The organism is Actinoplanes ianthinogenes (assembly GCF_018324205.1).
Lineage (GTDB): Bacteria > Actinomycetota > Actinomycetes > Mycobacteriales > Micromonosporaceae > Actinoplanes > Actinoplanes ianthinogenes.
Genome location: NZ_AP023356.1, coordinates 5,180,795 through 5,198,277, shown reverse-complemented (window position 1 = coordinate 5,198,277; position 17,483 = coordinate 5,180,795). Strand labels below are relative to the sequence as shown.

Genomic DNA, 17,483 nt, shown 5'->3' with positions numbered 1-17,483 from the left:
GTAGTCACGCCTATCCGAGAGGCGCTGCAACGGGCAACGACGCCCGCCACGCTCGGTCTGGCGTTTTGACGTAAGGGCGCCTCCTGAGAGGGAGGAGCCCTCTTTCTATGAGCGACAAACTTCGATCCGTCAACGGTCTTGACTTCGCGATCGCCGACATCACCCTGGCCGAGGCCGGCCGCCACCAGCTCCGCCTCGCCGAGCACGAGATGCCGGGCCTGATGTCGCTGCGCGCCGAGTTCGGCGAGTCGAAGCCCCTCGCGGGCGCCCGGATCGCCGGTTCGCTGCACATGACCGTGCAGACCGCGGTCCTGATCGAGACGCTGGTCGCGCTCGGCGCCGAGGTGCGCTGGGTGTCCTGCAACATCTTCTCCACCCAGGACGAGGCGGCCGCCGCGGTCGCGGTCGGCCCGACCGGCACCGTCGACGCCCCGGCCGGCGTCCCGGTCTTCGCCTGGAAGGGCGAGACCCTCGAGGAGTACTGGTGGGCCACCACCCAGCTCTTCGACTTCGGCAACGGCCGGGGTCCGAACATGATCCTGGACGACGGCGGCGACGCCACCCTGCTGGTGCACAAGGGTGTCGAGTTCGAGGCGGCCGGCGCGGTCCCGCAGGCCACCGAGGCCGACTCGCACGAGTACTCGATCATCCTGGACACCCTGCGGACCAGCCTCGCCGAGGACCCGCAGCGGTTCACCCGGATCGCCGCCGAGATCCGCGGCGTGACCGAGGAGACCACCACCGGTGTGGCCCGGCTCTACAAGCTGGCCAAGGAGGGCACCCTGCTCTTCCCGGCGATCAACGTCAACGACGCGGTCACCAAGAGCAAGTTCGACAACAAGTACGGCATCCGCCACTCCCTGGTCGACGGGCTGAACCGGGCCACCGACGTGATGCTCGGCGGCAAGCTGGCCGTGGTCTGCGGCTACGGCGACGTCGGCAAGGGCTCCGCGGAGACCCTGCGCGGCCAGGGCGCCCGCGTCGTGGTGACCGAGGTCGACCCGATCTGCGCGCTGCAGGCGGCGATGGACGGCATGCAGGTGGTTCGCCTGGAGGACGTGGTCGGCGAGGCGGACATCTTCGTCACCACCACCGGCGGCACCGACATCATCCGGGTCGAGCACCTGCAGGCGATGAAGCACAACGCGATCGTCGGCAACGTCGGCCACTTCGACGACGAGATCGACATGGCCGGCCTGGCCAAGGTCCCCGGCGTCGAGAAGGTGGAGATCAAGCCGCAGGTGCACGAGTGGCGCTTCCCGGACGGGCACTCGGTGATCATCCTGTCCGAGGGCCGGCTGATGAACCTGGGCAACGCCACCGGCCACCCCAGTTTCGTCATGTCGAACTCGTTCACCAACCAGGTGATGGCCCAGATCGAGCTCTGGACCAAGCCGGGCGAGTACGCCAAGCAGGTCTACGTCCTGCCCAAGCACCTGGACGAGAAGGTGGCGCGCCTGCACCTGGACGCGCTCGGCGTCCGGCTCACCACGCTGACCAAGAAGCAGGCGGAGTACCTGGGCGTGGACGTCGAGGGCCCGTACAAGCCGGAGCACTACCGCTACTGAGTTATAAGCAGTAAATAGTCCCCCTATGTCGGTTTTATCGCGGTTAGCCTGCGGTCTCCGACATAGGGGGATTTTCATGCACGCTGCACGCCTTGTGGCAGTCCTCGGCCTGGCCGCCGCGATGATCGCGCCCGCCACCGCGGCTTCGGCGATGGCGCCGCCGGCCCGCCGCCTCGACCCGGACGCCGCTTTCCTGCGCACCGCCCACCAGGGCAACCTCGCCCAGATCCGGCTCGGCCGGATCGCCGCGCACAAGGCCGCCGACCCGCGGATCCGGGAGTTGGGCGCCCGGTTCGCCGCCGACAGCGTCCACCTCGACGCGGCGGTCCGCGACGTCGCCGCCGCCCTGCACGTCGAACTGGACACGGCGCCGAACAGCACCGTCCAGCAGGGCATCGCGCTCTACCAGGCGACCTCCCGCACCGATTTCGACGAGGTCTTCCTGACCAGCCAGGCGACCCTGCACGCACAGGCCGCGCGCCTGATCCGCACCGAACTGGCCGACGGCGACGAGGCCGAGGTGCAGCAGATCGCCCGGGGCGCACTGCCGATCATCAAGCGTCACCGCGCCGCCCTGAGGCGGGCCGGCCGGGATTGATTTCGGGATTACTCCCGATCACGTCATCGACCTGCCACAACGATGTGATCGGGAGTAGCGAAGAATAGGCGGATGAGCCTCGAGGAGACCCTTCTTTTCGGTCTGGGCGCCGTCGCGGTCATCGTGCTGGTGCACTGGATCACCGGGAAGACCGGCCTGCCCGCCGCTGTCCTGCTGACCGTTTTCGGAATCGCCTACGCCTACCTGCCCGGTCCGAACGTCGAACTCGAACCGGAACTCATTCTCACATTCATCCTTCCGCCACTGCTCTACAACGCGGCGCTGGACTCGTCACTGCTCGACATCCGGCGCAACATGCGTACCGTGATCAGCCTGTCGGTGGCCCTGGTGATCGCCACCGCGCTGCTGGTCGGTTACGGGTTCTCCTTCTGGGTCACCGGCGTCAGCCTGGCCGCGGGCGTCGCCCTGGGCGCGGCGGTGGCCCCGCCCGATCCGGTCGCCGCGCTCGCCGTCGGCCGCAAGGCCGGCCTGCCCACCAACCTGATCACCCTGATCCAGGGCGAGGGCCTGCTCAACGACGCGACCGCGCTGACCATCCTGCTGGTCGCCAGCGACGTGGCCACCGGGCACGAGGACTTCTCGGTCAAGGCGACGGTCGGCGAGTTCGTCGTGGCCGCGGCCGGTGGCGTGCTGGTCGGCTGGGGGGTCGCCTGGATCGTGCGGTTCCTCCGGGTGCTGCGCGCCGACCCGCTGACCGCCAACGCGATCTCGCTGGTCACCCCGTTCGCGGCATACCTGGCCGGTGAGCACCTGCACGTCTCCGGGGTGCTCGCGGTGGTGGTGGCCGGCCTGATCATCGGTCACGACACCCCGCGGTACGCGTCCGGCGCCAGCCGGCTGCAGACCAGCGCGGTCTGGCGGCTGATCGACTTCCTGCTGGAGGGCGTGGTCTTCCTGCTGATCGGCCAGCAGATGAAGACCGTGGTGCAGGAGCTGAAGCACTACGAGACCAGCACGATCGTCATCGCGCTGGCGGTCACGCTCGGCGTCGTGCTGATCCTGCGCCCGCTGTGGCTGGTGCTCACCCAGCTGCTGCCCCGCTCGCTGCACACCCGGCTGGGCGGCGAGGACGACTCCGGCACGGTCAAGGAGAGGTCGCTCAGCGGCAAGGAGTCCATCGCGCTGAGCTGGGCCGGCACCCGCGGCGTGATCACGCTCGCCGCGGTCTACAGCCTCCCGGACTTCGAGAACCGCGACCTGCTGGCCTTCTGCGCCTTCTCGGTGGTGCTGGTCACCCTGGTCGGCCAAGGCCTCACCTTCGCGCCGCTGGTCCGCCGGCTCGGCCTGCGCGCCAACGAGACCGACAAGGCCCGGCTGCGCAACGAGGCCCGCTCGGCCGCGGTCCGCGCCGCGCTGAACCGCCTCGACGACATCCAGAGCGAGCACCACGACAACGTCGAGGACGAGGCGATGGAGACCATGCGCAAGCAGCTCCAGGTCCGCCTCGACCGCTACCGGCACCGGCTCGACGTGCTGGAGCAGGCCGACTCGCCGGAGGTGCCCCCGTCACCGCAGTACGAGGCGGCCCTGTCCGTCCGGCAGGCCGTGATCGACGCGGAACGGGAGGAGCTGCTGCGCTGGCGCGACGCCGGCCGCCTGGACGACGAGAACCTGCGAGTCCTCAACCGCGAGCTGGACCACGAGGAACTGGTGCTGCCCAAACGGAGCAAGACCCACTGAGCGGATCGGCCGGCGGCACTCGCCGCCGGCCGGCCCTCACGCCGGGATGTCCCGGCGCCGCAGTCCGGCGAGTCCGACACCGCCGAGCGTCACGGCAATCACGATCAAAACAATTTCCGGTACGACCGTGAAGCTCGCCGCCGGCAGCTGCGGCACGTGCGTGAACGGCGAGACGTCCATCGCCCACTGCGGGAACTCCAGCAGCCCACCGACCAGCAGAATCAGCAGCGACACCGCCACCGCGCCCCAGGCCACCGCCGCGAACCGGGGCAGCACCCCGATCAGCAGCACGGCAACCGACCCGAGCACCCAGACGGCCGGCAACTGGGCCAGCGACCCGGCCAGCACCACCCCGACGTCGCCGAAGGTCGCCCCGGCCAGTGCCCCCTCGGCCGCCAGCGCCACGGCCGGCCCGAACAGCGCGAACAGCAGATGGCTCGCGGCCCACGAGGTGCGCCCGACGGCGGTGCTCAGGATCAGCTCGGCATGCCCGTTCTGCTCCTCGTCGCGGATCCGCAACCCGGCCTGGATCGCGTAGATCGCCACGATCAGTCCACAGAGCCCGGCGGTCGTCGCGAAGTAGGCGTCGGTCACCGACCCGGTGCCGCCGATCTTGCTGAAGGCGTCGCTCACCCCGCTGTTGCCCTCGGCCAGGTCCACCACGCTGGTGCCGACCCCGCCGAACACCACACCCAGCGCGGCGAACCCGGCGGTCCAGCCGAGCAGCAGCCCGCGGTGCAGCCGCCAGGCCAGGCCGAGCGGCGAGGACAGCCCGGCTGCGGCGTGGGCCGGGCCGAGGCGGGCGGCGAGCAGCCCGGCGCCCAGGTCCCGCTTGGTGAGCAGGTAACCCGCCACGCCCAGGGTCACCGCCGTGACGAGCAGCGACAGGATCGCCGGCCACCAGGCGTTCTCGCCGTACGGCACGATCTTCTGCACCCAGCCGAGCGGGGAGAGCCAGGCGAGCCAGTCCAGCCGCCCGTCCCCGATCGCCGAGATGTCGCCGCCCATCCGCAGCACGAACGACACCCCGAGGACCAGCACCGCGATCATCCGGGCGCCCCGGGCGCTGCCGGTGAGCTGGGCGGCGATCGCGGCCACCCCGGCGAACAGCCAGCCGCTGAGCGTGAACAGCGCGCCGAACGCCACCGAGCCGCCGGCCGGCTCCCCCGCCCCGATCATCGAGGCGGTCACGATCAGGCCCATCACCAGGCACCCCGTCATGGTGACGAGCAGGGCGGCGGCCAGCTGGGCCCACCGGCCGACCACGGTGGCCCGGATCAGGTCGCTGCGCCCGGCCTCCTCCTCGGCCCGGGTGTGCCGGATCACGGTGAGCAGCGCGGCCAGCCCGATCATCACCGGGACGAACCCGGCCCGCCAGACCACCAGCTCGCCGAGGCTGTCCCCGGAGAGCGGCCCGTACAGCCCGGTGAACCCGGCGTTGGACGCGCTGACGTGCGCGTACGCCAAGCGCTCGGCGTCGGTGGTGAACAGTTTCTGAAAGCCCGCGATGTAGACCTGCGGGAGGATGCCGAGCAGCAGCACCCAGAGCGGCAGGATCATCCGGTCCCGGCGCAGGATCAGCCGCAGCAGCTTGCCGGTGCCGGTCATCGCGCGCTCCCGGCCGCGCCGCGGGTGTAGTGCCGCAGGAACAACTCCTCCAGCGACGGCGGCTGGCTGACCAGGCTGCGCACCCCGGCCGCGACCAGGGACTGCAACGCCGGCTCCAGCGCGTCGGCGTCCACGTCGAAGGCCACCCGCCCGTCCGTGGTGGTCAGGCCGTGCACCCCGGCGAGGCCGGCCAGGCCGTTGACCGGGCCGGTCAGCTCGGCCCGGATCGTGGTGCGGGTCAGGTGCCGCAGGTCGTCGAGCGTGCCGGTCTCCACCGCACGCCCGTCGCGGATGATGGTCAGCCGGTCGCAGAGCGCCTCGACCTCGGCCAGGATGTGGCTGGACAGCAGCACCGTCCGGTCACCGCGCTGTTTCTCCTGCACGATGACCTCGCGGAAGACCTCCTCCATGAGCGGGTCCAGCCCGGAGGTCGGCTCGTCGAGCAGCAGCAGCTCCACGTCCGAGGCGAGAGCGGCGATCAGCGCCACCTTCTGCCGGTTTCCCTTCGAGTACGTCCTGCCCTTCTTCCGCGGGTCCAGCTCGAACCGCTCGATCAGGTCGTCGCGGCGTCGCGGATCGAGCCCGCCGCGCAGCCGGCCGAGCAGGTCGATCACCTCGCCGCCGGTGAGGTTCGGCCAGAAGGTGACGTCGCCGGGCACGTACGCCAGCCGCTGGTGCAGCCGGGTCGCGTCGGACCACGGGTCACCGCCGAGCAGGCGCACGCTCCCGCCGTCGTTGCGCATCAGCCCGAGCAGGATGCGGATCGTGGTGGTCTTGCCGGCGCCGTTCGGCCCGAGGAACCCGTGCACCTCCCCGGTCCGGACCGTGAGGTCGAGCCCGTCCAGGGCAGTGACCTTCCCAAACCGCTTGATCAGTCCTTCGGCATCAATCGCCTCGGCCATGGTGCGACTCCCCTTCGTGGAGTGCGAGCCGATCCAGCGCCTGCCTGGCCTGGTCGGCCTGTTCCGGGGTGAGCAGCGGCTGCCGGAAGATCTCCACCGAGGCGCGGACCATGCGCAGCCAGCCGGGCATCAGGCTGACGTCCTCGCCGAGCACGTCGCTGAGCTGCTCGTGCATGAGGAACATGCCCATCTTCATCGCCGCGAGCACGGCGACGAAGGCGCGCGGGTCGGCGCTGTCGATGCCGGTGCGCTCCAGCCAGAGGCCGCCGCGGTCGACCGACTCGGCGAACATCTTCATCCCGGTGGGCGAGCCGTCCATCAGCGACCGCACCAGGTAGCGCTGGAGGCTCATGGTGTCCGGCGGCAGGGCGCCGACCACCTGGGTCTCGGCGAACCGGAGCTGGAGCTCGGAGACGCGGCTCATGGCCCACTCGTCGCAGGCGTCGCGCAGCCCGTCCTTCGACCCGAAGTGGTGCCGGAGCAGGCCGGAGGAGACCCCGGCGGCCTGCGCGATGTCCCGGATCGTGGCGCCCGCGATGCCCCGCTCGGCAAAGAGCGTGATCGCGGCGTCGCGGATCCGGGCCCGCGCGGTCAGGTCGCTGTCGCTACTCACATGTGCAGCCTACTACACACGTGTATAGCTCCAACAGTTGTCAATTGCCGGCGTTCACCGTCGCCTGGGTCACCGCGCCGGAGTCGAGGCCCCAGCGCTTGAGCAGTTCGCCGTACGTCCCGGTGTTGATCAGCCGCTGCAAGGCGCCCCGCAGCGCGTCCCGCAGTTGCGGGTTGCTCTTCGACACCGCGATCCCGAACAGCCCGGTCTCGTACTGCATGTCCGAGACCAGCTGGTAGTACATGTTGGTCCGGGCGTCGTTGACCAGGTACGACGCCGGCGGGAAGTCGTTGAGCACGGCCACCGCGCGCCCGGTCCGCAGGTGCACCAGGGCGTCCGCGTTGGTCTTCAGCGCGGAGACGACGATCGGGTCCGGGCCGCAGCGCTTCTGCCGGCGGGCGAGCATGCCCTCCTGGTACGTGCCGGCCTCCACCGCGACCGTCTTCCCGCACAGGTCGCTCAGGTTCCGGATGCCCCGCGGGTTCCCGCGCTGCACCAGGATCGCCGTCCCGGTGCTGAAGTAGTTGACGAAGTCCGCCTTCTTCTCCCGCTCGGCGCTGTCGGTCATCGACGAGAACACCCCGTCGTAGGTGCCCTTTTTCACCTCCTCCAGCGAGGTGGCGAAGTCGCCGACCACCATCTCCAGCCGGATGCCGAGCACCGCGCCGAGCGCGGCGGCCAGGTCCGGCTCGAAGCCGATGATGGTCCGCCCGTCCGCGGCGAAGTACTCCATCGGCGCGTAGCTGGCGTCGGTCACCAGCCGGATGAACCCGCGGTCCCGGATGCTCTGCGGCAGCACGGCACGCAACGTCTGGTCGGCGGTGATCGAGCCGGTGAGGTCCAGGCCGCCGCTCTCCTCGTTCTTCATCGCGGCGTCGCAGCCACCGACTGCGAACACGGCGAGCACCCCGGTCAGCGCCAGAGCGCGGCGGAGGATGTTCATCGGGCGGTCCTCTCGGTGATCGGTTCGACGGCGACCTGCGGCCAGGGCACCGGCCGGCCGTACAGCCAGCCCTGTGCCTCGTCGCAGCCGGCCGCGACGAGCCAGCGGTGAATGTCCCGGGTCTCCACGCCCTCGGCGGTGACCCGGCTGCCCAGCCCGTGTGCCAGCTCGATGACCGAGCGGACGATCGCCTGGCTCTGCGGGTCCCGGTCGACGTCCGCGACGAACGCCCGGTCGACCTTGATCTCGCTGATCGGCAGCCCGCGCAGGTGCGACAGGCTGGTGTACCCGGTGCCGAAGTCGTCCACCGAGATGCCCACGCCGAGCTCGCCGAGCGCTTTGACCGCCCGGACCGCGGTGTCCACGTCCCCGGCCAGCGCCGTCTCGGTGACCTCCAGGATCAGCCGGTCCGCCCGGGCCCCCGTCTCGGCGAGCAGGGCGGCGACGTACCCGACGAATCCGGGCGCGTCCAGGTTGCGGGCCGACACGTTGACCGAGAGCGTCCAGTCCCGGCCGGTGGCGGTCCAGCCGGCCTGGTCTGCCAGCGCGCGGCGCAGCACCCACTCGGTCAGTGGCGCGATCAGCCCGGAGTGCTCGGCGGCCGGCAGGAACTCGCCGGGCGGCAGCAGCCCGCGCTCCGGGTGCTGCCAGCGGACCAGGGCCTCGACCCCGGTGATGGTGGCGTCCGGCAGGCCGACCTTGGGCTGGTACCAGAGCACCAGCTCGTCCCGCTCCAGTGCGTGCCGCAGCTCGGCCTGGATCTTCAGCCACTGGTGCGGGTGCCCGGCCGCGCCGCCGGCGAACACCACGATGTCCTCGGTGCCGCGCTTGCCGTGGTACATGGCGGCGTCCGCGCGCAGCTTCAGGTCCTGCAACCCGGTCCCGTGCTCGGGGTAGAGCGCGATGCCGAAGCTGGCCTCCATGCTCAGCGGCACGCCGTCCAGCACCAGCTCCTCGGCGACCCGGTCACGGATCCGCTCCAGCACCGCCACCGCCTGCGCGGCGTCCCGCCCGGGCAGCAGCATGGCGAACTCGTCGCCGCCCAGCCGGGCCAGCAGGTCGTCCTCGCCGAGCCCGGCGCGCAGCCGGGTGGCGACCACCTGGAGCAGCTCGTCGCCGGCGTGGTGCCCGAGCGTGTCGTTGACCTCCTTGAACCGGTTGAGGTCGAGCAGCACCACGGCGCCGTGCCCGCCGTCCCGCTCGGCGTCCGCGAGCACCCGCTCGGCCCGGGTCCGGTACGCCGCCCGGTTCGGCAGCCCGGTCAGCATGTCGTGGGTGGCGTGGTACTCCTGACGGGCCGCGTACCGGCCCAGCGACCGGGTGGTCCACCAGGCGAGCAGGGCCAGGACCAGGTACAGGGCGGCCAGGCCGGCCGCCACCCGCTGGGCGAACCCGGCGAGCTGCGCCCGCGACTGCGCGGCGATCCCCTGGTACGGCAGATACAGCTCCAGCACCCCGATGGCCTGCCCGGACGCGCTGGCCACCAGCGGCTGCACCACCCGGATCACTTCCTGCCCGGGCCCGCCGATCACCTTGACCCGCGATCCACCGGCCGCCGCGGCCCGGAAGTCCGGGTCCTCCACCGGCACCCCGCCGCCGGTCGATCCGTCGTCGGAGAACACCACCTGCCCGGTGAACCCGCGCACCCGCAGCCGCAGGATCGAGCCGTGGAAGACGGCCAGCTCGGTGGCCTTGCGCATGCCCTCCAACTGGCTGGTGGTCAGCCCGTGGTCGAGGTCGGCGCCGTCCATCGCCGGGGCGACCGCCATCTCGGCGATCACCGCGGCCTGCGCCAGCCCCTGCCGCCGGCCCTGCTCGGTGGCGTCCCGGCGGTAGCCCTGCCACATCACCGCGCCCAGCACCATCACCGGAATCAGGCTGGCGGCAGCATAGGTGGCGAACAGGCGGGAACTGGTCCGCGCACCTGTCCGCCGGGGGACTCGGCGCAACCGCATGCGTGACTGATCGACGCCGGACGGTACCGGCTGAGAATTTCGCCGCATCCCCGGCGGGCGCCGCGCCGTTTGACCCGGCATGCGTATCTCTCAGCGGTTGCGGGTCGCGCTCACCGCCGGCGTCGTGCTGGCCGGAACACTCCTCGGCTGGTCACCGGCCCGGGCCGCGGAAATCGGCCTGTCACCGGCCCACGCGGCGCAGGCCGGCCCGGCCCGGGCCGCGCAAGCCGGCTTGTCACCGGCCCGGGCCGCGCAGGTCGGCGCCGAGTCGCCGGCCCTGCCCGCGTTCAACGGCTCGGTCTACGCGGTCGCGTTCCGCGGCAGCACGGTGTACGTCGGCGGGAACTTCACCTCGGCCACCACGCACGGGCGCCGGGTGGCCCGGGCCCGGCTGGCCGCGTTCGACGCGCGCAGCGGCGAGCTGCTGGACTGGGCCCCCACCGCCGACCGGACGGTACGCGCCCTGGCCGCCACCGGCGACTCGGTCTACGCGGCCGGCGACTTCGGCACCGTGTCCGGCGAGGACCGCGACGCGCTGGCCCGGTTCGACGCCGGCACCGGTGAGCTGGGCGAGTTCGCGCACGAGGTGGACGGGTCGCCGCGGGCGCTCGCCGTCGCGCACGGCCGCCTCTACCTCGGTGGCGACTTCACCGCGGTGGACGACGAGGATCGCACCCGGCTGGCCGCGTTCCGGCTCTCCGACGGCGAGCTGGACGAGGACTGGACGCCGGCCGCGGACGCGCCGGTCTACGCGCTGGCCACGGCGGGACGACGGGTGTACCTGGGCGGGAGCTTCCACCGTACGAACAATGTCGCCTCGACCCGGCGGCTGTCCGCGGTCGACGCCCGCAGCGGCGCCCTGGTCCGGGGTTTCCGGCCGCAACCCGCCGCGGTCGTCTACGCGGTGGCGGTCGACGGCGACGGCGTCTACGCCGGGCTGGGCGGTCTCGGCGGCCGGGCCGAGTCGTGGACCGTGGACGGCCGGCCGCGCTGGTCGCGCACCTTCGACGGCGACGTGCAGGCGGTCGCCGCGCTGGACGGCACCGCCTACGTCGGCGGGCACTTCGACCGGGCCTGCACCAGCGCGAACGTCGACAAGTTCGGCGACTGCGACGACGACTCCCGGTCCCGCGTGAAGCTCGCCGCGATCGACGGCGACGGCGACCTGACCGACTGGGCCCCGCAGGCCAACGGCATCCAGGGGGTCCGCGCGCTGGCCGCCAGCCGGTCGCTGGGCGTGATCGCGGCGGGCGGCGACTTCACCATGATCGGCGGCGCCGCCCGCCACCGGGTGGCCACCTTCAACTGACGTCCCGGCGGATCGTGGTGGCCACCTTCAACTGACGTCCCGGCGGATCGTGGTGGCCACCTTCAACTGACGTCCCGGCGGATCGTGGTGGCCACCGCGGCCGCCACGAACGCCACGGCATAGCCGCTCAGCGCCAGCCCGGCCGACCAGGCCGACGGGAACCCCTGCCCGCCCAGCCCCTCCAGGGCCGGCCCGAGCCGGAACGGCAGCCAGCGCAGCGCGTGCTCGAACAGCTGACCGACGATCCCCTCGATCAGGGCGATCCAGGCCAGCGAGCCGGCGATCGCGGCGAGCGGATTGGTGACCAGCGCGCCCACCCCGACGCCCAGCGCGGCGAAGGCGACGTTCCAGCCGACCGCGCCGCCGGCCGTCTGCCAGAGGTCGGCGCTCCAGGCCATCGTGCCGCCCTTCGCGGCCACCCAGATCGCCGTGGCGGTCACCGCGACGGTCGCCGCGACCAGGCCGAAGACCAGACCGGCAACGACGTTGACGGCCAGCTTGGCGAGCACGACCCGCTCCCGGCGCGGCTCGGTCAGGTAGGTGTCGGTGATCGTCCGGTGCCGGTACTCGCCGGCCACGGCGAGGATCCCGAGCACCAGCGCGAAGATCGAGACCAGGCCGGCGTGGGCGATCGCGTCGCGCTGCCCTTCGGGGGTGAGCGCGTCGGCCTGGCTGGTCATCAGCCCGCTGACCCCGGCCGCCACGACCAGTTGTGCGGTGATCAGAAGCAGCCAGGTGCTGCGCACGGTCCGCAGTTTGCGGAACTCCGCGGCGATCATGACGCGCTCCCGGTCAGCCGGAGGAACGCCGACTCCAGGTCGTCCAGTCCGGTGAGCGGGCCGGCGTACCGCAGCGCCCCGTCCCCGACGATCAGCACCCGGTCCACGGTCTGTCGCACCTCGGCCAGCACGTGACTGGAGATCAGCACGGTGCGGCCCTGCGCGGCCAGGTTCCGCAGCAGGGTTCGCAGCCAGGCCACCCCGGCCGGGTCGAGGCCGTTGGCCGGCTCGTCCAGGATCAGCACCTCCGGGTCGCCGAGCAGCGCGCCGGCCAGCCCGAGCCGCTGCCGCATGCCGAGCGAGTAGCCGCCGACCCGCCGGTTCGCGTCGGCGGTCAGCTCCACCTCGTCGAGCACCAGGTCGACCCGGGTCCGGGGCAGGCCGGCCGACTCGGCGGTGGCCAGCAGGTGCTGCCGGGCGGTGCGGCCGGGGTGGAAACCGGAGGCCTCCAGCAGGGCGCCGACCACCCGGCGCGGGCGGTCCAGGTCGCGGTAGGCGCGTCCGCCGATCACGGCGGTGCCGGCGGTCGGCCGGATCAGGCCGAGCAGCATCCGCAGGGTGGTGGTCTTGCCGGCCCCGTTGGGGCCCAGGAATCCGGTTACTCCGGGGGTGATGGTGCAGGTCAGTTCGCGTACGGCGGCGACCGTCCCGAATCTCTTGGTCAGGCCCCGCAGCTCGATGTCGGTCATGCCGCCGACTGTTCCGCGTTCCCGGCCCCGGCGAGTCGCCCGGCGGGGTCATCTTGGGGATACCGCGCTCGCGGTATCCCCAGCCGGCGCCCCGGACCGTACCGTGTGGACATGCGGTTCCACGCCCGTCCACAGGTGCTGGACGCCGCGGTCGCGGCGACGATCGCCCTGGTCGTGCTGATCACCTCGGCCTTCCCGGGGCACCTGCGCAACGGGGTGGCGCTCGCCCTGATCGCCGCCACCTGCCTGCCGCTGATCTGGCGGCGCCGGCGGTCGCTGCCGGTGCTGGTGGCGAGCACCGTCGCCGCCGAGGGCTACCTGGCCCGGGTGCCCGGTGGCGCCGGGTTGCTGATCCTGGCCGCGCCGCTGCTCGCCCTGTACACCGTGGTCGAGGCGCGCGGGCGGCGGCACTCGTGGCTGGTCGCCTGCCTGGTGGTGGCCGCGATCGGCGCCTTCCACACCGCGGTCCGCGCCGATCACTGGCTGGGCCCGGAGAATCTGGCGCTGGCCGCGCTCGGCGGGGTCGCGGTAGCCGCCGGCGAGGCCGCCCGCAACCGCCGGCTCTACCTGGCCGAGGTGCTGCTGCGGGCCGAGGAGCGGCTGGCCGCCGAGCGCCTGCGGATCGCCCGTGACCTGCACGACAGCGTCGGCCACCACCTGGCGCTGATCAACGTGCAGGCTGGGGTGGCCGCCCATCTCGCGGCCGGCGAACCGGCCGGCGAGACGTTCGAGCAGATCCGCCGGGGCAGCCGGGACGCGCTGGCCGAGCTGCGCGACGCGGTGAGCCTGCTGCGCCGGCCCGGCGAGCCGGCCGCGCCGGTCGAGCCGGCGGTCGGCCTGGCCGCGCTCGACGATCTGCTCACCGCCTTCCGCCGGTCCGGGTTGGAGATCTTTTTCGTACGCCAGGAAGCCGCCCCGCCGATCCCACCGGCCGCCGACGTGGTCGCCTACCGGATCGTGCAGGAGTCGCTCACCAACGTCGCCCGGCACGCCGGCCCCACCGCGGTCCGGCTCACCCTCCGGCACGAGTCCGGCGTCCTCACCGTGGTTGTGGAAAACGACCGCCCTTCTGTGGATAAACCTGTGGACGATGCTGTGGATACCCCCGCGCACGGCCTGTTGGGCATGCGCGAGCGGGTCACCGCCCTGGGCGGCGAGTTCCACGCCGGGCCCCGCGCGATCGGCGGCTTCCGGGTCAGCGCCACCCTCCCCACCGGCCTCGCCGCATGATCAGAGTCGGTCTCGCTGATGATCAGCCGCTGCTGGTGGCGAGCTTCGCCACGCTTATCGAGGCCACCCCCGGGATGACCGTGGCCGGCACCGCCCGGACCGGGCACGAGGCGGTCGCGCTGGCCCGCTCCCCCGGCGCCGACGTGCTGCTGATGGACATCCGGATGCCGGAGCTGGACGGCCTGGCCGCCACCCGCCTGATCACCGGCGACCCGGCGCTGGCCGGCGTGCGGGTGCTGATCCTGACCACGTTCGAGATCGACGAGTACGTGTTCGCCGCGCTGCGCTGCGGCGCGAGCGGCTTCCTGGGCAAGAGCGCCGAACCGGCCGAGCTGCTGCGCGCCGTCGAGGTGGTGCACCGCGGCGACGCCCTGCTCACCCCGGCCGCCACCCGCAGCCTGATCGCGCGGTACCTGGCCCGCCCCGAGCACGGCGTCGCGCCCGCGCCGGAACGCCTGGCCGAGCTCACCGACCGGGAGCGCGAGGTGCTGCTGCTGGTCGGCTCGGGCCTGTCCAACGACGGCATCGCCGAGCACCTGACGATCAGCCCGCACACGGTGAAGACACACGTGAACCGCACGATGCAGAAGCTCGGCGCGCACGACCGGGCGCAGCTGGTGATCGCCGCCTACGAGGCCGGCCTGATCCGGCCCAGCGGATCACTCTGACGGCCTGCGCCGCCAGGTCACTGCGCCGGTTCCTCCGCCCCGGGCGGCGGAGCCGCCCCCGTCATGATCGCGACGGCGTCCGACATCGAGTGCGAGGACGGGGTGATCACCGCGATCCGGCGGCCCAGCCGCTGGATGTGGATCCGGTCCGCGACCTCGAAGACGTGCGGCATGTTGTGGCTGATCAGAATCACCGGCAGGCCCCGGTCCCGGACGTCCCGGATCAGCTGGAGCACCCGGTTGCCCTCCTTGACGCCGAGCGCCGCGGTCGGCTCGTCGAGGATCACCACCTTGCTGCCGAACGCCGCGGCTCGCGCCACCGCGACCGCCTGCCGCTGACCGCCGGAGAGCGACTCGACGGCCTGCCCGATGTTCTGCAGGGTGGCCACACCCAGTTCGCTCATGTGCCGGGCGGCCTCGTCGCGCATGTGCCGCCGGTCCAGCATCCGGAAGATCGATCCCAGCGGTCCGGGCCTGCGCTCCTCCCGGCCGAGGAACAGGTTGTCGGCGATGTCCAGGCCGGGCGCGACGGCCAGGGTCTGGTAGACCGTCTCGATGCCGGCCGTACGGGCCTCCATCGGGTTGCGGAACTGCACCGGCTCCCCGTCCAGCCGGATCTCGCCGCTGTCCGGGATCAGCGCGCCGGACAGTGCCTTGATCAGGCTCGACTTGCCGGCGCCGTTGTCCCCGATCACCGCGAGGATCTCGCCCGGCATCAGCTCCAGGTCGCTGCCGTCGATCGCGACGACCCGCCCGTACCGTTTGGTGAGGCCCTTGGCTTGCAAAACCGGCGAGGTCATCCCTTCACCTTCCTGATCCACTGGTCGAGGGAGACCGCGATCAGCACCAGCAGGCCGATGGCGAAGCCCTGCCAGACCACCTCGACCCCGGCCAGCTGCAACCCGTTGCGGAACACCCCGACGATCAGCGCGCCGATCAGCGTGCCGAGCACCCCGCCGCGACCGCCGAACAGGCTGGTCCCGCCGAGCACCACCGCGGTGATCGAGTCCAGGTTGTACTCGGTGCCGACGTTCGGGCTGGCCGAGGCGAGCCGGCCGATCAGGATCCAGCCGCCGATCGCGTACAGCAGCCCGGCCACCGTGTAGACCGAGAACAGCACCCGGCCGGTCCGGATGCCGGCCAGCCGGGCCGCCTCCACGTCGTCGCCGGTGGCGTAGACGTGCCGGCCCCAGGCGGTCCGCCCGAGCGCGTAGAAGAAGTATCCGAACAGCAGCAGCATGATGATCGAGCCGTAGGTCAGCTGGAAGCCGCCGATCCCGAACGCGTCCCCGGTCCAGGTCATCAGCGGCGGCATGTCCGACCCGCGTACCGTCTCGCTGTTGCTGACCACCGAGTTCAGCGAGAAGAAGATGGTCAGCGTGCCGAGCGTGACGATGAACGGCGGCAGCTTGATCCGGGTGACCAGCATCCCGTTGAGCGCGCCCATCGCGGTGCCGCAGGCGAACCCGAGCAGCAGCGCGAGCACCGCCGGCATCCCGGCCTTGACGCAGAACTGCGCCATCAGGACCGACGAGAAGACCGCGATCGCGCCGGCCGACAGGTCGATCCCGGCGGTCAGGATGATCAGCGTCTGCCCGAGCGCGATCGTGGCGATCACGGTGACCTGCAACAGCACCAGGGACAGGTTGGCCGCGGAGAAGAAACGGACGTTGACGATCGAGAACGCGATGATCGCCAGGATCAGCACGGCCAGTGGCCCGAGCACCGGGTTGCCGTGCAGGGTGTGCTGCACGCGGAGGCCGAACGAGTCGTGCCGGCGTACCTCGAAGTCGGCGGCGGTCGTCGCCATGTGGCTCACCCCCAGCAGTTCTGCTTGCCCCACGCGGAGTCCTTCGCCTCCACGCCGGCCTGCGGGTCGTCGGTGATCAGCTGAACGCCGGTGTCCACGAAGTCCTTGCCGGCGGTGTTCTGTGGTTTGGTGCCGTCCTTGGCGTACTGCGCGATCGCCTCGACGCCGAGCTCGGCCATCTTGATCGGGAATTGCATCGAGGTGGCCCCGATGACGCCGTTCGCCACGTTGTCGACACCCGGGCAGCCGCCGTCGATCGAGACGATGGTGACGTCCTTCTCCCGGCCGGCCGCCTTGAGCGCCTGATACGCCCCGGCCGCGGCGGGCTCGTTGATGGTGTAGACCAGGTTGATCGACGGATCCTTCTGGAGCAGGTTCTCCATCGCGGTACGCCCACCCTCCTCGTTGCCGTCGGTGACGTCGTGCCCGGAGATGCGCGGATCGTTCTCGTCGCCGATCTTGTTCGGGTCGCCGTTCGGGATCCCGAACCCCGCGAGGAAGCCCTGGTCCCGCTTGACGTCGACGGAGACCTGGTTCGGGTTGAGGTCGAGCATCGCGATCTTCGCCTGCTTGCCGTCCTTGGCGAACTTCGCCTTGGCCCACTCGCCGATCAGCTTCCCGGCCTGGTAGTTGTCGGTGGCGAAGGTGGCGTCCGCGGCGTCCGGCGGATCGACCGGGGTGTCCAGCGCGATCACCAGCATGCCGGCCTTGTGCGCCCGGTCCAGCGAGGGCACGATCGCCTTCGAGTCGTTCGGCGTGATCAGGAAACCGATGGCGCCGAACGAGATGAGGTTCTCGATCGCCTGGACCTGGCTCTCGTTGTCGCCGTCCACCTTCCCGGCGAACGTCTGCAACTCCAGCCCCTGCTGGTCGGCGGCCTGCTGGGCGCCCTTCTTCATGGTCACGAAGAACGGGTTGGTATCGGTCTTGGTGATCAGCCCGGCCACCGGTTCCCCGGTGCCTCGATTGCAGGCGGCGCCGGCCAGCGCCAGCGTCACGCAGCCCGCGACCGCCATCAGCCTGCGCATGTTGCCTCCGCTACATCGAGGGACAACGTTGTTTGTGGAGTAGACGCCTCCCGGCTACGAGATGTCAACAAGCTGTTGCGCA

General features: G+C 71.7%; 16 protein-coding genes. 6 read left to right on the top strand and 10 right to left on the bottom strand.

Features of this window, described 5'->3' with window-relative positions; genetic code table 11:
* The first annotated feature begins 107 nt into the window (after positions 1–107).
* From ahcY to Aiant_RS23420, 3 genes are all read left to right on the top strand, one after another.
* A complete protein-coding gene (gene ahcY, locus Aiant_RS23430) occupies positions 108–1,568 on the top strand; it encodes an adenosylhomocysteinase (protein WP_189329007.1) in 1,461 nt (486 codons plus the stop codon).
* A gap of 76 nt (positions 1,569–1,644) precedes the next feature.
* Positions 1,645–2,166, top strand: a complete 522-nt coding sequence (locus Aiant_RS23425) for a DUF4142 domain-containing protein (RefSeq protein WP_189329006.1) — start codon at positions 1,645–1,647, stop codon at positions 2,164–2,166.
* Positions 2,167–2,238: 72 nt separating this feature from the next.
* Positions 2,239–3,867 carry a Na+/H+ antiporter gene (locus Aiant_RS23420; RefSeq protein WP_189329005.1) on the top strand — a complete coding sequence of 543 codons (1,629 nt, stop codon included), beginning with the start codon at positions 2,239–2,241 and terminating at the stop codon, positions 3,865–3,867.
* A gap of 36 nt (positions 3,868–3,903) precedes the next feature.
* Here the strand turns inward: Aiant_RS23420 and Aiant_RS23415 are convergent, their stop codons facing one another.
* From Aiant_RS23415 to Aiant_RS23395, 5 genes are read right to left on the bottom strand one after another with little or no spacing between them, the layout of a single operon-like run.
* Entirely contained in the window at positions 3,904–5,475 is a 1,572-nt protein-coding gene (locus tag Aiant_RS23415) for an ABC transporter permease (RefSeq protein ID WP_189329004.1), read from the bottom strand.
* Positions 5,472–6,377 carry an ABC transporter ATP-binding protein gene (locus Aiant_RS23410; protein WP_189329003.1) on the bottom strand — a complete coding sequence of 302 codons (906 nt, stop codon included), beginning with the start codon at positions 6,375–6,377 and terminating at the stop codon, positions 5,472–5,474. The genes Aiant_RS23415 and Aiant_RS23410 overlap by 4 nt, the downstream gene beginning before the upstream one ends.
* Positions 6,361–6,990, bottom strand: a complete 630-nt coding sequence (locus tag Aiant_RS23405; RefSeq protein ID WP_189329002.1) for a TetR/AcrR family transcriptional regulator — start codon at positions 6,988–6,990, stop codon at positions 6,361–6,363. The genes Aiant_RS23410 and Aiant_RS23405 overlap by 17 nt, the downstream gene beginning before the upstream one ends.
* 40 nt (positions 6,991–7,030) lie before the next feature.
* Positions 7,031–7,933, bottom strand: coding sequence for an ABC transporter substrate-binding protein (locus tag Aiant_RS23400; RefSeq protein WP_189329001.1), 903 nt, complete (start codon positions 7,931–7,933; stop codon positions 7,031–7,033).
* On the bottom strand, positions 7,930–9,888 hold the full coding sequence (locus tag Aiant_RS23395) for a putative bifunctional diguanylate cyclase/phosphodiesterase (protein WP_189329000.1): 1,959 nt from the start codon (positions 9,886–9,888) through the stop codon (positions 7,930–7,932). Before Aiant_RS23395 ends, Aiant_RS23400 begins: the two co-directional genes overlap by 4 nt.
* Positions 9,889–9,967: 79 nt before the next feature.
* Here Aiant_RS23395 and Aiant_RS23390 point away from each other — a divergent pair, with 79 nt between their 5' ends.
* Complete coding sequence (locus Aiant_RS23390; RefSeq protein WP_229829867.1) at positions 9,968–11,197, top strand: outer membrane protein assembly factor BamB family protein; 1,230 nt, start codon at positions 9,968–9,970, stop codon at positions 11,195–11,197.
* A 62-nt stretch (positions 11,198–11,259) separates the two neighbouring features.
* Here the strand turns inward: Aiant_RS23390 and Aiant_RS23385 are convergent, their stop codons facing one another.
* Together Aiant_RS23385 and Aiant_RS23380 are read right to left on the bottom strand one after the other, a co-directional pair.
* Positions 11,260–11,976: an ABC transporter permease gene (locus Aiant_RS23385; RefSeq protein WP_189328999.1), complete on the bottom strand. Its 717-nt coding sequence runs from the start codon at positions 11,974–11,976 to the stop codon at positions 11,260–11,262.
* Entirely contained in the window at positions 11,973–12,665 is a 693-nt protein-coding gene (locus Aiant_RS23380; RefSeq protein WP_189328998.1) for an ABC transporter ATP-binding protein, read from the bottom strand. The genes Aiant_RS23385 and Aiant_RS23380 overlap by 4 nt, the downstream gene beginning before the upstream one ends.
* Positions 12,666–12,776: 111 nt before the next feature.
* Here Aiant_RS23380 and Aiant_RS23375 point away from each other — a divergent pair, with 111 nt between their 5' ends.
* Both Aiant_RS23375 and Aiant_RS23370 read left to right on the top strand, forming a co-directional pair.
* A complete protein-coding gene (locus Aiant_RS23375) occupies positions 12,777–13,895 on the top strand; it encodes a sensor histidine kinase (RefSeq protein WP_189328997.1) in 1,119 nt (372 codons plus the stop codon).
* Positions 13,892–14,563 (top strand): response regulator transcription factor, encoded by a 672-nt coding sequence (locus tag Aiant_RS23370; RefSeq protein ID WP_189328996.1) that lies wholly within the window; start codon positions 13,892–13,894, stop codon positions 14,561–14,563. Before Aiant_RS23375 ends, Aiant_RS23370 begins: the two co-directional genes overlap by 4 nt.
* 17 nt (positions 14,564–14,580) lie before the next feature.
* Here the strand turns inward: Aiant_RS23370 and Aiant_RS23365 are convergent, their stop codons facing one another.
* Genes Aiant_RS23365 through Aiant_RS23355 form a run of 3 tightly spaced genes read right to left on the bottom strand, consistent with a single transcriptional unit; the run spans position 14,581 to position 17,401 of the window.
* Positions 14,581–15,363 (bottom strand): ATP-binding cassette domain-containing protein, encoded by a 783-nt coding sequence (locus Aiant_RS23365; RefSeq protein WP_189328995.1) that lies wholly within the window; start codon positions 15,361–15,363, stop codon positions 14,581–14,583.
* Positions 15,360–16,406 (bottom strand): ABC transporter permease, encoded by a 1,047-nt coding sequence (locus Aiant_RS23360; RefSeq protein ID WP_229829866.1) that lies wholly within the window; start codon positions 16,404–16,406, stop codon positions 15,360–15,362. The genes Aiant_RS23365 and Aiant_RS23360 overlap by 4 nt, the downstream gene beginning before the upstream one ends.
* Positions 16,379–17,401 (bottom strand): sugar ABC transporter substrate-binding protein, encoded by a 1,023-nt coding sequence (locus tag Aiant_RS23355; protein WP_189328994.1) that lies wholly within the window; start codon positions 17,399–17,401, stop codon positions 16,379–16,381. Before Aiant_RS23355 ends, Aiant_RS23360 begins: the two co-directional genes overlap by 28 nt.
* Between the last annotated feature and the right edge of the window lie 82 nt (positions 17,402–17,483).

Excerpts from the sequence above, each read along its gene's own strand:
- ahcY (WP_189329007.1), top strand. The coding sequence starts at position 108 with ATGAGCGACAAACTTCGATCCGTCAACGGTCTTGACTTCGCGATCGCC.
- Aiant_RS23425 (WP_189329006.1), top strand. The coding sequence starts at position 1,645 with ATGCACGCTGCACGCCTTGTGGCAGTCCTCGGCCTGGCCGCCGCGATG.
- Aiant_RS23420 (WP_189329005.1), top strand. The coding sequence starts at position 2,239 with ATGAGCCTCGAGGAGACCCTTCTTTTCGGTCTGGGCGCCGTCGCGGTC.
- Aiant_RS23415 (WP_189329004.1), bottom strand. The coding sequence starts at position 5,475 with ATGACCGGCACCGGCAAGCTGCTGCGGCTGATCCTGCGCCGGGACCGG.
- Aiant_RS23410 (WP_189329003.1), bottom strand. The coding sequence starts at position 6,377 with ATGGCCGAGGCGATTGATGCCGAAGGACTGATCAAGCGGTTTGGGAAG.
- Aiant_RS23400 (WP_189329001.1), bottom strand. The coding sequence starts at position 7,933 with ATGAACATCCTCCGCCGCGCTCTGGCGCTGACCGGGGTGCTCGCCGTG.
- Aiant_RS23395 (WP_189329000.1), bottom strand. The coding sequence starts at position 9,888 with ATGCGGTTGCGCCGAGTCCCCCGGCGGACAGGTGCGCGGACCAGTTCC.
- Aiant_RS23390 (WP_229829867.1), top strand. The coding sequence starts at position 9,968 with ATGCGTATCTCTCAGCGGTTGCGGGTCGCGCTCACCGCCGGCGTCGTG.
- Aiant_RS23385 (WP_189328999.1), bottom strand. The coding sequence starts at position 11,976 with ATGATCGCCGCGGAGTTCCGCAAACTGCGGACCGTGCGCAGCACCTGG.
- Aiant_RS23380 (WP_189328998.1), bottom strand. The coding sequence starts at position 12,665 with ATGACCGACATCGAGCTGCGGGGCCTGACCAAGAGATTCGGGACGGTC.
- Aiant_RS23375 (WP_189328997.1), top strand. The coding sequence starts at position 12,777 with ATGCGGTTCCACGCCCGTCCACAGGTGCTGGACGCCGCGGTCGCGGCG.
- Aiant_RS23370 (WP_189328996.1), top strand. The coding sequence starts at position 13,892 with ATGATCAGAGTCGGTCTCGCTGATGATCAGCCGCTGCTGGTGGCGAGC.
- Aiant_RS23365 (WP_189328995.1), bottom strand. The coding sequence starts at position 15,363 with ATGACCTCGCCGGTTTTGCAAGCCAAGGGCCTCACCAAACGGTACGGG.
- Aiant_RS23355 (WP_189328994.1), bottom strand. The coding sequence starts at position 17,401 with ATGCGCAGGCTGATGGCGGTCGCGGGCTGCGTGACGCTGGCGCTGGCC.